The sequence below is a fragment of the Nonomuraea spiralis genome (assembly GCF_014648435.1).
Classification (GTDB): Bacteria; Actinomycetota; Actinomycetes; order Streptosporangiales; family Streptosporangiaceae; genus Nonomuraea; species Nonomuraea spiralis.
Genome location: NZ_BMRC01000001.1, coordinates 609,047 through 621,492, shown reverse-complemented (window position 1 = coordinate 621,492; position 12,446 = coordinate 609,047). Strand labels below are relative to the sequence as shown.

Genomic DNA, 12,446 nt, shown 5'->3' with positions numbered 1-12,446 from the left:
CGCGCGGGCGTCACCCGCCTGCGATGGAGTGGCGCGCATGTACCGCAAAGCTCTCCCCGCTCTCCTTGCAGCCGCGTCGCTGCTGGTCACGGCCCCGGCGACCACGGCCACGGCGGCCACCGCCGCCCCCGGGACCGTGGACGTGGCCCCCGGCGTGACGCTGACGCAGCTCACCCTCGGCGCCAAGAACGACGACGACTTCTGGACCGTCCACGTGTACCTGCCGGCCGTGATCGACGGCCCGCTCAACCGGGCGGCCACGGCGCTGGGCCCCCGGGAGATCGCCGACCGCGTCGCCGCGACGCTGCGGGAGAAGGGTTTCGAGCCCCGCGTCGAGCAGGTGGACCTGCCCGCCTTCGCCGACCGGCCGGCGGGCGTGCTCGGCTGGATCGTCCGGGTCGGACGGTACGCCACCGCCGCCGAGGCCGCCACCGGCCTGGCCCAGGTCAAGGCGGCGGGCCTGACGGGCGGCACCCGCTACACCGCCCAGGACGGCACCGACGCCGGGGCGCCGCAGCGCGTCCACGTGTTGCGCGTCGACTTCCGCCGTTTCCGCGGCACCGTGGACACCGACTTCGGTCCCACGCTGAGCGGCATGGAGACGCTCACCGACCTGATCTCCTCCTCCGGCGCCGTGGCGGGCGTCAACGCGCAGTGGTTCCTCAACAGCTCGCCCACCGGCCTGTACGTCAAGGACGGCAGGCTGATCGGCAGCGCCACCCAGGGACGCGGCGGCATCAGGATCACGCAGGGCGGCCGCCGGCTGGAGACCGACGCCTACACCGCCCACGTGACGCTCCGCGCGGGCGGCGACACCGTCGAGATCGACGGCGTCAACCGGCTGCCCGGCGAGATCTGGAACTGCGGCGGCGTCGGCGGCGACGTGCCCACCGAGAAGCCTCAGCACGACTTCAAGTGCACCGACCCCAGCGAGCTGGTCCGCTTCACCCCCGAGTGGGGCACTCCTCCGGTGGGCGCGGGCGCGGAGGCCGTGCTGGACGCGCGCGGCAAGGTGCTGGCGGTCAACACCGCGCGCGGCGCGGCCGTGCCGGCGGGCGGCTCGACCATCCAGGCGATCGGCGACAGCGCCGACTGGCTGCTCGCGCACGCGGCGCCGGGTCGCCGGCTGACCGTCACCGAGCGGGTCGAGGACAGCAGGGGCCGCCGCGTCCCGCTCACCCCGGACACCACCATCCTCCAGGTCGGCCCCACTCTCGTCCGTGACGGGCGGGTGTCGGTCAACGCCGCCGCCGACGGCATCATCCGCGACGGCGCGGACCAGACGTTCACCTACAACTGGACCGTACGGGCCAACCCGCGCTCGATGGTCGGCGTGGACGACCGGGGCCGCCTGATGCTCGTGGTCGTGGACGGGCGGCAGGACGGTTACAGCGAGGGCCTCGGCATCGCCCAGGGCGCCGAGCTGATGAAGCGGCTGGGCGCGGTGGAGGCCATGAACCTCGACGGCGGCGGCTCCAGCGTGATGGCGACGTCCCGGGACGGCATTCTCAACCATCCCTCCGACGCCACCGGACAGCGCGCCCTGGGCAACGTGCTGCTCGTCCGGCCGGGCCGGTGATCGTCGGCTGAGAAGGCCCGCCCCGGGGCAGCCCCGGCGGCGGGCCTTCGTTCCTACGACAGGGTCACGGTTCCGACCACGACGCGGTGGTCGGAGCACAGGTCGCCGGGGTTGCCGGTGCACGTGGCCGGCGGGGCGAGCGAGTCGGCCGAGTACGCGCCCACGATCCTGTCCTCCCTGGCGAAGATCAGGTCGAGCTTCGTCCCCGAGCCGCACGGGCCCTTGCCGTCCGGCGTGCTGACGGTCAGCTCGCCGTAGCCGGGGCAGTTGCCGGGGTCGGCGTCGTCCAGCTCGTGGTATTCGCCGGTGTTGCCGCGGTTGTTGGCGGTGTTCACGGTGGGGGAGTAGTAGCCGTTCAGCCGGGCGGCGTCGGGCGTGAGGTTGAAGTCGCCCGCCACGACCACGGTGTCCCCGGCGGCGTGGTACGCCTCCAGCTTGGCCAGCACGGCGTTGAGCTGGGCCGCGCGGTAGGCGTCGACGTACGTGGTGTGCGTGGAGCAGAACCGCAGGTGGGGGCGGGCCTGCAAGGGGGCGCAGAGCATCTTGCGCTGCTCGGTCTTGCCGTCGTCGGGCAGGGTGACGCGCTCGGCGGCGCCCAGGGGTTGCCTGCTGAAGATGGCGTTGCCGTACTCGCCCCCGCCGCACGGCCCGCCCGCCGTCGCCGGGTACGTGGCGGCGAACCGCGCGAAGTTGTCCCGGTCGGCCGGCCAGCCGGCGTCCCGCAGGCCGCTCACCAGCGCCTGGTACTGGCCGGCGCACAACTCGTTGAACGACACCAGGTTCGCGCCCCGCGCGACGATCGAGCTCACGGCCGCCCGGACCATGCCGTTGCCCGTGGAGCCGTGGTTCAGGGTGTTGCCGGCCGCGTTCCAGTGCCAGACGGTGTAGGAAGCGGCGGCGGCCGCGGTGGCCGGCACGGCAGAGGCGGCCAGGACCGACGGGACGATCACGGTGGCGGTCACAGCGGCGATCACAGCGGCGATCATGGTGGCCAGGAGCCTGGGGAACCGCACGGGCTTCCTCCCCGAAGTCGATGATCAGGAACGTACAGCGGACCAGAGCCCGGTCCGCCGCGTCAACCGCCCTGTTCAGGCGGGCTCCGGCCAGCCGGATTCGAGGAGGTCGAAGACGGCGTCCAGCGCGGCGCGCGGGTCGGGCTCGGCGCCCGCGAGCTCGGGGATCTCCAGCACGTACCGGGCCAGCGCGCGCACCGTCATGTCGGCGGCCTCGCGCCCGGTCGCGGCGGCGATCGCCTCGGCCAGCGGGCGTTCGGCGGCGATCCACAACCTGCGCGAGTACTCCCGCAGGGCGGGCGTGCGCACGATGAGGTCGCGCTTGCGCCGCTGCTCGGGCGGCAGGGCGGCGGCGAACGGCCCGCGCGCCGCCAGGCAGCGGCGCAGGGCCTCCAGGACACTCTGTCCCGCCGGCCGGTCGAGCACGGCGGCGGCCAGCCAGACGTGCCGCTCGTCGCCGTCGTCGAAGATCAGGGCGTCCTTGCCGTCGGGCACGTGCGCGAACAGGGTGGCGACGGACACGTCGGCCTCGTCGGCGATCTGGGCGACGGTGACGCCGTCGTAGCCGTGCTCGGCGAACAGCCGCACCGCGGCCTCGGCCAGGGCCCTGCGGGTCTGTGCCTTCTTGCGCTCGCGGCGCCCGGTCGTCATGCTGCCAGACTAGCGTAAAACTATAGTGATTCTAGTTTCATAGTCAGTTCAGAAATGAAGGAGCCGCCATGTCCGCCCACTCATGGGACGTCCGGCGCCTGCCGTCCGCCGAGGGCAGGAGCTTCCTGGTCACCGGCGGCAACGCGGGCATCGGCTATTTCGTGGCCGAACAGCTCGCCGGCACCGGCGCCACCGTGATCCTCGGCAGCCGCGCCCCCGCCAAGGCGTCGGCCGCCGCGCGGTCCATCGGCGGTCGCGTCCCCGGCGCGCGGGTCCGGCACGTGCCGCTCGACCTGGCCGACCCGGCCTCGATCGTGGCCGGGGTCGCGGCGCTGCGGCTGGAAAGCCTGGACGCGGTCGTGTGCAACGCCGGGGTGCTGCTCGACCACCCGCCGCGGCGCGAGACGGACAACGGGCACGAGCTGATGTTCGCCACCAACCACCTCGGACACTTCGCGCTGGTCTCGTGGCTGGCGCCGCTGCTGGCGGCCGCTCCGGCCGCCAGGGTGGTGACCGTCGGCAGCCTCACCGCCAAGTCCGTGACCCTCGATCTGGAGGATCTCCAGAGCCTGCGCGACTACCGGCCGAAACGCGCGTACGCGCGCTCGAAACTGGCACAGATGCTCTTCGGCTTCGAGCTGGACCGCCGGCTGCGCGCCGCGGGCGCCTCGACGTCGAGCGTGGTGACCCATCCCGGCGGGGCGCTCGACTCCCTGACACCCTCGCGTCCGGTGCGCTCCCGCACCGCCGGCGAGCTGCTGCGCGGCCTGCCCGCCGGGCTGCTCGTGCAGGGCAAGGAGGCCGCGGCCTGGCCCGCCGTACGGGCCGTGCTCGACCCGTCCGTACGCGGCGGCCAGTTGTGGGGGCCGCGGGTGCTCGGTTTGCGCGGCCGGCCCGTCCCCGAGCCCGTACGCGGCGACCTGGCCGACACCGCGCTGGCGGCCGCCCTGTGGGCCGCCAGCGCCGACCTGACCGGCCTGGCCCCGGCCGCGGCCGGACCCGCCGGGGCGTGATCGTGCTCAGCCGTTGGGGTCGACGAACTCGGGCTGGTCCAGCACACGCAGCCAGCTCCCGTCGGGCTGGCGGCGGACGACCTGGGCACGGGCGCCGGAGCCGTCCTTGGGCGGGGTGGAGGTGAGGGCCAGGTCGCCGCTTACCAGCGTCGGCAGCGGCTGCTCCGGCTCGAAGCGCGGGCCCCCGGCCAGCACTTTCTCCCACAGCGCCTGGATCGCCGCCCGCCCCACGGTCTGCGCGCCCGGCGGGTAGGCCAGCACGGCGTCCTCCTCGTAGAGCGCGGCGACCCCGGCCGCGTCGCCGGCGTTGGAACGCTCGACGAACAGGCGGGTGATGTCCTCGGGGCGCATGGCCTTCTCATATGCGGTCATGGTGACGTCCTTTCCGGTTTCTCCTTCCAGGCTGCCTGGGCCCGTACCAGAAGTCCAACAGATGGTTGTGATGACATCTAGAATCTGCAGTTATGGAACTGAGGCAGTTGGAGTACTTCGTCGCGGTGGCCGAGGAACGCAGCTTCACCCGGGCGGCCGAACGGGTGCACATCAGCCAGTCCGGGGTCAGCGCCCAGATCCGCCGGCTCGAACGTGAGCTGGGCGCCGAGCTGTTCGACCGGTCGGCCCGCGTGGCCACCCTCACCGTGGCGGGCAAGGCGGCGCTCGAACACGCCCGCGCCGCGCTGGCCGCCGCCGGGGCGGTCGGCCAGGCGGTGGGCGAGGTGACCGACCTCATCCGCGGCACGCTCACGGTCGGCATGGTGCTCGGCTGCACGATCACTCCTCTGTTCGACGCGCTGGCCGCCTTCCACGAGGCCCATCCGGGTGTGGAGCTCGCGCTGCTGGAGGACAACTCCGACAGGCTTGTCGAAGGGGTTCGGTCGGGCGCGCTCGACCTGGCGCTCATCGGCACCGCGAACGCCGTCCCCGAGGGCCTGGAAGCCCTGACGATCATCAGCGAGCGGCTGGTCGCGGCGGTCCCGCCCGGCCATCCCCTGGCCGCGCGGCGCCGGGTCACCCTGCCCGACCTGGCCGACCACCCGATCGTGTGCATGCCGCAGGGCACCGGGCTGCGCGCGGTGTTCGACGAGGCGTGCGCCGCGCGAGGGCTGCGGCCGGTGATCGCGCTCCAGGCCGGCGCCGCCGACACCATCGCCGACCTGGCCGTACGCGGGCTCGGGGTGGCGATGCTCAGCGAGTCGATGGCCGCGCGGTACCGCGACCGGCTCACCGCGCTGCCCGTCGAGGACGTACGCGCGCCCGCGCTGCTCGCCCTGGTCTGGCGGGAGGGCGGCGGCCCCGCGGTCCGGGCGCTGCTCCGCCACGCCCGCCGGACGTTCTCCGCCCAACCCCTGTGACCCCGGAACGTCATGCTGTCAGCCTGTCCTTGACACGGATGCCTGTCAAGGACAGGCTGACAGCATGACGACATCAAGCACCCCAGAGGTGAGGCCCGTCGAGCAGGTGGCGACGAGGTGTTCGTTCTGCGGCAAGCCGCACGAGGAGGCCAGGAAGGTGGTCGCCGGGCCCGGCGTCTACATCTGCGACTCCTGCGTCGAGCTGTGCCACGAGATCATCGCCGGCGAGCTGCAGAAGGCCGAGGGCGACACGGCCGAGGGCGACCGGACCGCGAGCGTGCACTGGGGCCCCGACCCGACCGACCAGTACGTGTCGGGCACGTCCGACGAGGACGTCCTGGCCGCCCTGCCGCGCCAGGCGCTCACCGTCGCGCAGGCCGAACGCGACCTGCGCGCCTGGGTCGGCATCCTCCGCGACCGCGAGGTGACCTGGGCCAGGATCGGCGAGGCCCTGGGCATCACCCGCCAGGCGGCGTGGGATCGCTTCGCCGCCGACGTCGAGTCCCGGTGAGCGGAAAAACTGCAATTCACTGCAATTTTGCAGTAGAGTCCCTTCATGACCGAAGGGCTTCGTGAGCGCAAGAAGCGCAAGACCCGCCGGCACCTCTCCGACGTGGCGATCGGGCTGTTCGTGGACCGCGGGTTCGACCAGGTCACGATCGCCGAGATCGCCGCCGCGGCGGAGGTGTCGGTCAACACGCTCTACAACTACTTCGCCGCCAAGGAAGACCTCGTGCTGCCTCCCGAAGAGGCCTCGCCGCAGCGGCTGGCCGACATCGTGCGCGACCGCGCGCCGGGCGAGTCGGCGGCGGGCGCGGTGCTGGCCCGGCTGCGCGAGGAGCTGCGCGGGCAGGACCGCAGGCTGGGGCTGACGGCCGGGTTCGGCCGGGTGCTGGAGATGATGCTCGCCGCCCCCACGCTCCGGGCGCGGCTGGAGGAGCTGGGCACGCAGATGACCGACGCGCTGGCGGAGGCACTGGCCGAGGAGGCGGGCGCCGCGCCGGGCGATCCGCTGCCGCGGGCCGTCGCCTGGCAGATCGGCTGCCTGCACTCGCTGGTGTTCGCCGAGGTCGGCAGGCGGGTGGCGGCCGGCGAGCGGCCCGAGGCCATCGCCGGGGCCGTGCTGGAGCTGCTGGACGTGACCGAAGGGCTGCTCGGCGAGCGGCTGCTGACCTATGCCGTACGGGAGGGCTGAGCGTTGTTCCGGGTGACCATTCGCGGGAAGTTCGACGGGCTGGACGAGGAGGGACGCGCCAAGGTGCTGGCGGCGGAGGCGGCCGCCTTCACCGACTCGGGCACGTTCACCCATGACGGGACCGTGTCGGCGTTCACGTTCCGCTGCCAGGTGCCCGCCGGGCCCGAGGACGGCGAGCGGGAGGCGACCGGGCGGGCGGTGGCGGCGCTGGAGGCGTACGGGGTGCCGTACCAGGTGTTGCGGATCGCGGTGACGGATATGCGGGACATCAAGATCCGCCACAAGGGCCGGCGCACCTGACCCCTTGTCCCGCATGTGGGATATGCTCCCGGATATGGGACAAGATTTGGACGAGCGGCTGGCCGGACGGCTCGCCGAGCTGCGGGTCGAGCACGACTGGTCGCTCGACGAGCTGGGCCGGCGCGCCGGTGTCAGCCGCTCGACGTTGTCCCGGCTGGAACGCGGGGAGATCAGCCCGACCGCCGCCCTGCTCAACAAGCTGTGCGCGGTCTACGGCCGGACGATGTCGCGCCTGCTGGCCGAGGTGGAGTCCGAGCCGGCGCAGGTGGTGCGGGCCGGGGCGCAGGCGGTGTGGCGGGACGAGAGCTCCGGCTTCGAACGCCGTTCGGTGTCGCCGCCGCATCCCGGGCTGCGCGGCGAGGTCGTCGAGGGGCGGCTGCGACCGGGGGCGGACATCGCCTACGACCAGCCGCCGGTCCCTGGGCTCGAACAGCACATCTGGGTCATGGAGGGCGTGGTCGAGGTCACCGCCGACGGCCGCGTCCACCGGCTGGAGGCGGGCGACTGCCTGCGCTTCCGCCTGTGGGGGAGCTCGCGCTTCCGCTGCCCCGGCCCTTCGCCGGTCCGCTACGCCCTGCTGGTCGTCCTCCCCTGAGCACCGAAGGAGTCCCCATGCACACCGTCGCCCTGCTGTCGGCCGAGGAGTTCGCCGCGAGCGTCGAGGAGCTGGCCGTGTTGCTGGCCGACGCCGTGGACGGCGGCGCGTCCGTCGGGTTCCTGAAGCCGTTCGGGCCGGCGGAGGCCGCCGTGTGGTGGCGCGAGCAGGAGGCGGCGGTGGCCGACGGCGGCCTGGCGGTGTGGGCCTGCCGCGACGCGGACGGCCGCCTGGCCGGCACGGTCAGCGTCGTCCTGGCCCGCAAGCCCAACTCGCGGCACCGCGCCGAGGTCGCCAAGCTCCTGGTGCACCGTGCGGCGCGGGGCCGCGGCCTGTCGCGCCTGCTGCTGGCCGCCGCCGAGCGGGGAGCCGCCGCGGCCGGGGCCGGGCTGCTGGTGCTCGACACCGAGACCGGCAGCCCCGCCGAGCACGTCTACCTGACCGGCGGCTGGACCCGGTACGGCATCGTGCCCGGCTACGCCGGCGCGCCCGACGGCACGCTCCTCGACTGCAGCTTCTTCTACAAGCGGCTCACAACGCCTGCGTGAGCTCGTCGAGGTCGGCCAGGCGGCGGGCCGGGTCGAGCCGGGCGGCGGCGGCCACCAGCAGCAGCTCGGTGACCGCGATCTGGTGCGCCAGCGGCGCGATGGGCCCGGCGGCCTCGGGCGGCAGCCGGATCAGCGTCTCGGCCCGCGCGGCGAGCGGCGACTCCCAGGCGTCGGTGATCAGCACCAGCCGTGCTCCGCGCGCGCACGCGGCCTCGGCGAAGCGGGCGGTGCCGGGGGAGTAGCGGCGGAAGTCGTAGGCGACCAGGGCCGCCGGACCGGGCAGGTCGAGCAGCGCGCGGGCGCGGGCGGGCGCGGATCCGGGCACGCGGTGGACGCCGGGCCGCAAACCGGCGAGCTGCCTGATCAGGTACTCGGCGGCCAGCTCGCTCAGCGGCCCGCCCATCGCCCACACGGACGCGGCCTGCGACAGCAGCGTCCCCACGGAGTCGAGCAACTGCTCGGTGACGGCGGCCAGGGTGCTGTCCAGGCCGGCCCGGAGGTCTTCGGCGGCACGCCGCATGCCGGGCGAACGGGTGACGAACTCGCGCAGGCGCGACCGGTCGCGGGCCCCGTCGCGTACGGCCGACTGGAACCCGGCGAAGCCGGCGTATCCGAGCCGGTCGAACAGGCGCGAGGCGGTCGGCGGGCTGACCCCGGCCCGCTCGGCCAGGGCGCGCAGCGAGCCGAGCGCGGCGAAGGGGTAGTCGTCGAGGAGCACCCGTACGATCGCCCGCTCCCCGGGCGGCAGGTCGGGATAGACCGCGCTGAGGCGGCTCGCCACCGGATCGTCGTCCATGCTGACAAATGTTACATCAATCCGAACATCATGAAACAAGTGTTACGGTGCACGCATGAGTACCTGGAACGGACTGATCGACAGCGGCTACCGGCGCTGGCTGCCGGTCACCGCCGACACCCCCTCCGTCTCGCTCAACGAGGGCAACACGCCGCTGCTGCGCTCGGCGCACCTGTCCGGGCTGACCGGCTGCGACGTCTGGCTCAAGGTCGAGGGCGCCAACCCCACGGGATCGTTCAAGGACCGCGGCATGACCGTGGCGATCAGCCGGGCCGCGCAGGCCGGGGCCGAGCTGGTCCTGTGCGCCTCCACCGGCAACACCAGCGCCTCGGCCGCCGCCTACGCCGCCCGCGCCGGGCTCGCCGCCGCCGTGCTGGTGCCCAGGGGCGGCGTCGCGGCCGGCAAGCTGGGCCAGGCCGTACGCCACGGCGCGCACGTCGTCGAGATCGACGGCACGTTCGACGACTGCCTGCGTGTCGCCCGCGAACTGGCCGGCCATCACCCGATCGCGCTGGTCAACTCGGTCGGCAACGAGCTGCGCCTGGCCGGTCAGCGCACGGTCGCGTACGAGATCGTCGACGCGCTGGGCGAGGCGCCCGACATCCACTGCCTGCCGGTGGGCAACGGCGGCAACATCACGGCCACGTGGGGCGGCTACCGCACCTACCTGCGCGAGGGCCTGGCCACCCGGCTGCCGCGCATGTGGGGCTTCCAGGCGGCCGGCGCGGCCCCGCTCGTGCACGGCGCGCCGGTGGCCGCGCCGCAGACGGCGGCGACCGCGATCCGCGTCGGCAGCCCGGCCACCTGGGACGGCGCCGTCCGGGCCCGCGACGAGTCCGGCGGCCTGATCGGCGCGGTGAGCGACGAGCAGATCTTCGCGGCCTACCGGGAGGTGGCCCGCCGTGACGGCGTCTTCGCCGAGCCCGCCTCGGCCGCCGGGATCGCCGGCCTGCTCGACCGGCACGCAAGCGGCGCCGTCGCGCCGGGCCGGCTCATCGTGATCACCCTCAGCGGCAACGGCCTGAAGGACCCGGACGCCTCCCTGCGCGACGGCGGCGGCCCGACCCGCACGTCCTCGGCCACCGCCGAAGTGGCCCGCGCCCTCGCCCTGACCTCCTGACCCGCCCTCGCCACGATGGCCCCCGGCGAGGGGCGTGCGGCGGGGGCCCGCCTAGAATGGGCTGTGGATCTTCGATGGGGGGTTGACGTGCCGTCCTGGGCAGAGCAGGCGATCTTCTGGCACGTCTATCCCCTGGGCTTCCTGGGCGCCGAGCGCGCCGCCGTACCGGAGGTGACCCACCGGCTCAGGGGGCTGGTGCCGTGGCTGGACCACGCCGTCGCGCTGGGCGCCGACGCACTGCAACTCGGCCCGGTCTTCGCCGCCGAGACCCACGGCTACGACACCCTCGACCACTTCCGCATCGACCCGCGCCTCGGCGACGACGGCGACTTCGACGTGCTGGTGTCCGCCGCGCACGAGCGCGGGCTGCGGGTGGTCCTCGACGGCGTCTTCAACCACGTCGGGCAGGGTTTCCCGCGTTTCCAGCAGGCCCTGCGCGAGGGGCCGGGCTCGGCGGCCGCCCGCTGGTTCCGGCTGCGCTGGCCCGCCGACGGCGGCCCTCCCGCGCACGACGACTTCGAGGGGCATCAGTCGCTCGTCGCGCTCGACCACGCAGAGCCGGCCGTCGCCGAGCACGTCGCGGCGGTGATGGCCCACTGGCTCGACCGCGGCGCCGACGGCTGGCGGCTGGACGCCGCCTACGCCGTGCCGCCGCGGTTCTGGGCGCGGGTGCTGCCGCGAGTACGCGGCGGGCGGCCCGGCACGTACGTGGTGGGGGAGGTCATCCACGGCGACTACGCCGCGTTCGTGGCCGAGACCGGCGTGGACGCGGTGACCCAGTACGAGTTGTGGAAGGCGATCTGGAGCTCGCTCAACGACCGCAACGCCTTCGAGCTGGCCTGGGCGCTCAAGCGGCACACCGCCTTCGCCGAGTCGTTCGTCCCGATGACCTTCGTCGGCAACCACGACGTCACGCGCATCGCCAGCCGCCTGACCGACGTACGCCACCTGCCCCACGCCCTGGCCGTGCTGATGACGGTCGCCGGCACACCCTCGCTGTACGCCGGCGACGAGTACGCCATGCGCGGCGTCAAGGAGGAACGCGAGGGCGGCGACGACGCCGTACGCCCGGCGTTCCCCGCCTCCCCGGCCGGGCTGCCGCCGGACGGCCTGCCGGTGCTGGAGCTGCACCGGCGGTTGATCGCCCTGCGCCGCCGCCACCCGTGGTTGTCGCGTGCCCACACCACCGATCTGACCCTGTCCAACCAGCTCTACGCCTACGAGAGCCGCTCCGGCGAGCATGCCCTGGCGGTCGCGCTGAGCACCGGCGACGAGCCGTCGCAGGTCACCCTGCCCTTCCCCGGCCGGCTCGGCGCCGGGGACGGCGACCTGGACGGCACCCTGCTGACCCTGCCCCCGCACGGCTGGGCCGTCGTCGAACACTGAACAGGACAACCTACCTGCAATCACTACCAAAAGTAGCGTTGTAGCAACGTTCCGCTACGACTTCCACGGGCATGAATGTCGCGACAAAGCCGACGAGGCCGCCAATAGCGTGAAGCAACCCGCGATGGCGGGAGCGCGCGGTCTGTCGCCTTTCCCCGCGAGAGGACATCCCGCTCATGCCCATGACAAGGCTCCCCCCTGCCCTGTGCGCCGCCGCCCTGGCGATCGCCACCCTGACGGCCCCACCTTCAGCAGCCCAAGCGGCCCCGGCGCCGCACGCGGCCGACACCGACGCCGCCGCCTGCGTCCGCCACCTGGCCAGGAACCACACCTACAAGGACGGCTCCAACACCTACACCACCGACGGCGCGGGACGGCCGGCCCAGGCCCTGTCCACCGAGCTGGCCAGGAAGGCGGCCCCCCGCAGCGACTGCGAGGCCACCGTCGGCAACTGGGGAGGCAGCGGCGACTGGCAGGGCGGCCATCTCCTCGCCTCCTCCTTCTCCGGCGTCAGCAAGCGCTACAACCTGGTCCCCATGCGCGGCAGGCAGATCAACCAGGGCCTGATGCTCCGCGTCGAGAACGGCGCCCGCGCCTGCCTGGGGTCCAAGGGCGGCGCGGTGGCCGACTACCGCGTCCAGGTGCACTATCCCGACGCCGTGACGCTGGTGCCCGACCGGATCCACGTGTCCATGGCGGCGACGATCTCCGGGGTGTCCAGGCAGGTCACGGTCACCTTCCCCAACACCACCCTGTCGGCGGGGGAGCTGGACTCCTGGCACACGAAGATCGCCAACGCCTTCCGGGCGGCCCACTGCATGACCGCCTCCGACAAGGCGTAGCCGTCGGCGTTGTGGGAACCCTGCATGCGTGATCGCCCCGTTCTGGTGTGGGATCG

15 protein-coding genes are annotated in these 12,446 nt (G+C 73.6%); 11 read left to right on the top strand and 4 right to left on the bottom strand.

Translation table 11 applies throughout. The features are described 5' to 3' along the window. Positions 1-37 precede the first annotated feature (37 nt). Positions 38-1,579, top strand: coding sequence for a phosphodiester glycosidase family protein (locus IEZ27_RS02925; RefSeq protein WP_189645731.1), 1,542 nt, complete (start codon positions 38-40; stop codon positions 1,577-1,579). 53 nt (positions 1,580-1,632) lie between these two features. On the opposite strand, the gene IEZ27_RS02920 is transcribed toward IEZ27_RS02925, so the two are convergent. Next, on the bottom strand, positions 1,633-2,592 hold the full coding sequence (locus IEZ27_RS02920; protein ID WP_229823139.1) for an endonuclease/exonuclease/phosphatase family protein: 960 nt from the start codon (positions 2,590-2,592) through the stop codon (positions 1,633-1,635). A 75-nt stretch (positions 2,593-2,667) separates the two neighbouring features. Next, positions 2,668-3,243, bottom strand: a complete 576-nt coding sequence (locus IEZ27_RS02915; protein WP_189645730.1) for a TetR/AcrR family transcriptional regulator — start codon at positions 3,241-3,243, stop codon at positions 2,668-2,670. Between the two features lie 68 nt (positions 3,244-3,311). Here IEZ27_RS02915 and IEZ27_RS02910 point away from each other — a divergent pair, with 68 nt between their 5' ends. Beyond that, positions 3,312-4,256, top strand: coding sequence for an SDR family NAD(P)-dependent oxidoreductase (locus IEZ27_RS02910; RefSeq protein ID WP_189645729.1), 945 nt, complete (start codon positions 3,312-3,314; stop codon positions 4,254-4,256). A 6-nt stretch (positions 4,257-4,262) separates the two neighbouring features. Here the strand turns inward: IEZ27_RS02910 and IEZ27_RS02905 are convergent, their stop codons facing one another. After that, positions 4,263-4,628, bottom strand: coding sequence for a YybH family protein (locus IEZ27_RS02905; protein ID WP_189645728.1), 366 nt, complete (start codon positions 4,626-4,628; stop codon positions 4,263-4,265). A 92-nt stretch (positions 4,629-4,720) separates the two neighbouring features. Between IEZ27_RS02905 and IEZ27_RS02900 the strand changes: the two genes are divergently transcribed. The 6 genes from IEZ27_RS02900 to IEZ27_RS02875 all read left to right on the top strand — a co-directional run bounded on the left by IEZ27_RS02900 (position 4,721) and on the right by IEZ27_RS02875 (position 8,246). Then, on the top strand, positions 4,721-5,608 hold the full coding sequence (locus IEZ27_RS02900; protein WP_189645727.1) for a LysR family transcriptional regulator: 888 nt from the start codon (positions 4,721-4,723) through the stop codon (positions 5,606-5,608). A gap of 64 nt (positions 5,609-5,672) precedes the next feature. Continuing rightward, positions 5,673-6,119: a ClpX C4-type zinc finger protein gene (locus IEZ27_RS55430; RefSeq protein ID WP_189645726.1), complete on the top strand. Its 447-nt coding sequence runs from the start codon at positions 5,673-5,675 to the stop codon at positions 6,117-6,119. A gap of 45 nt (positions 6,120-6,164) precedes the next feature. Next, complete coding sequence (locus tag IEZ27_RS02890) at positions 6,165-6,803, top strand: TetR/AcrR family transcriptional regulator (RefSeq protein WP_189645725.1); 639 nt, start codon at positions 6,165-6,167, stop codon at positions 6,801-6,803. Between the two features lie 12 nt (positions 6,804-6,815). Continuing rightward, positions 6,816-7,103 carry a DUF6204 family protein gene (locus tag IEZ27_RS02885; protein ID WP_229823137.1) on the top strand — a complete coding sequence of 96 codons (288 nt, stop codon included), beginning with the start codon at positions 6,816-6,818 and terminating at the stop codon, positions 7,101-7,103. 34 nt (positions 7,104-7,137) lie between these two features. Then, a complete protein-coding gene (locus IEZ27_RS02880; RefSeq protein ID WP_189645723.1) occupies positions 7,138-7,698 on the top strand; it encodes a helix-turn-helix domain-containing protein in 561 nt (186 codons plus the stop codon). A 17-nt stretch (positions 7,699-7,715) separates the two neighbouring features. Then, on the top strand, positions 7,716-8,246 hold the full coding sequence (locus tag IEZ27_RS02875) for a GNAT family N-acetyltransferase (protein ID WP_189645722.1): 531 nt from the start codon (positions 7,716-7,718) through the stop codon (positions 8,244-8,246). Here the strand turns inward: IEZ27_RS02875 and IEZ27_RS02870 are convergent. Next, entirely contained in the window at positions 8,230-9,042 is an 813-nt protein-coding gene (locus IEZ27_RS02870) for a MurR/RpiR family transcriptional regulator (RefSeq protein ID WP_189645721.1), read from the bottom strand. The genes IEZ27_RS02875 and IEZ27_RS02870 overlap by 17 nt on opposite strands. 55 nt (positions 9,043-9,097) lie before the next feature. Between IEZ27_RS02870 and thrC the strand changes: the two genes are divergently transcribed. The 3 genes from thrC (at position 9,098) to IEZ27_RS02855 (ending at position 12,390) form a co-directional block, all read left to right on the top strand. Further along, the gene (thrC, locus tag IEZ27_RS02865) at positions 9,098-10,162 is read left to right on the top strand and encodes a threonine synthase (RefSeq protein ID WP_189645720.1); all 1,065 of its coding nucleotides are present in this window, start codon (positions 9,098-9,100) and stop codon (positions 10,160-10,162) included. Between the two features lie 87 nt (positions 10,163-10,249). Then, a complete protein-coding gene (locus tag IEZ27_RS02860; protein WP_189645719.1) occupies positions 10,250-11,548 on the top strand; it encodes an alpha-amylase family protein in 1,299 nt (432 codons plus the stop codon). A 182-nt stretch (positions 11,549-11,730) separates the two neighbouring features. Then, positions 11,731-12,390 carry a DNA/RNA non-specific endonuclease gene (locus IEZ27_RS02855; protein ID WP_189645718.1) on the top strand — a complete coding sequence of 220 codons (660 nt, stop codon included), beginning with the start codon at positions 11,731-11,733 and terminating at the stop codon, positions 12,388-12,390. Positions 12,391-12,446: the final 56 nt, after the last annotated feature.

What these genes read in the sequence shown, in the direction of transcription:
- IEZ27_RS02925 (WP_189645731.1), top strand. Translation starts at nt 38, where the DNA reads ATGTACCGCAAAGCTCTCCCCGCTCTCCTTGCAGCCGCGTCGCTGCTG.
- IEZ27_RS02915 (WP_189645730.1), bottom strand. Translation starts at nt 3,243, where the DNA reads ATGACGACCGGGCGCCGCGAGCGCAAGAAGGCACAGACCCGCAGGGCC.
- IEZ27_RS02910 (WP_189645729.1), top strand. Translation starts at nt 3,312, where the DNA reads ATGTCCGCCCACTCATGGGACGTCCGGCGCCTGCCGTCCGCCGAGGGC.
- IEZ27_RS02905 (WP_189645728.1), bottom strand. Translation starts at nt 4,628, where the DNA reads ATGACCGCATATGAGAAGGCCATGCGCCCCGAGGACATCACCCGCCTG.
- IEZ27_RS02900 (WP_189645727.1), top strand. Translation starts at nt 4,721, where the DNA reads ATGGAACTGAGGCAGTTGGAGTACTTCGTCGCGGTGGCCGAGGAACGC.
- IEZ27_RS55430 (WP_189645726.1), top strand. Translation starts at nt 5,673, where the DNA reads ATGACGACATCAAGCACCCCAGAGGTGAGGCCCGTCGAGCAGGTGGCG.
- IEZ27_RS02890 (WP_189645725.1), top strand. Translation starts at nt 6,165, where the DNA reads ATGACCGAAGGGCTTCGTGAGCGCAAGAAGCGCAAGACCCGCCGGCAC.
- IEZ27_RS02880 (WP_189645723.1), top strand. Translation starts at nt 7,138, where the DNA reads ATGGGACAAGATTTGGACGAGCGGCTGGCCGGACGGCTCGCCGAGCTG.
- IEZ27_RS02875 (WP_189645722.1), top strand. Translation starts at nt 7,716, where the DNA reads ATGCACACCGTCGCCCTGCTGTCGGCCGAGGAGTTCGCCGCGAGCGTC.
- IEZ27_RS02870 (WP_189645721.1), bottom strand. Translation starts at nt 9,042, where the DNA reads ATGGACGACGATCCGGTGGCGAGCCGCCTCAGCGCGGTCTATCCCGAC.
- thrC (WP_189645720.1), top strand. Translation starts at nt 9,098, where the DNA reads ATGAGTACCTGGAACGGACTGATCGACAGCGGCTACCGGCGCTGGCTG.
- IEZ27_RS02855 (WP_189645718.1), top strand. Translation starts at nt 11,731, where the DNA reads ATGACAAGGCTCCCCCCTGCCCTGTGCGCCGCCGCCCTGGCGATCGCC.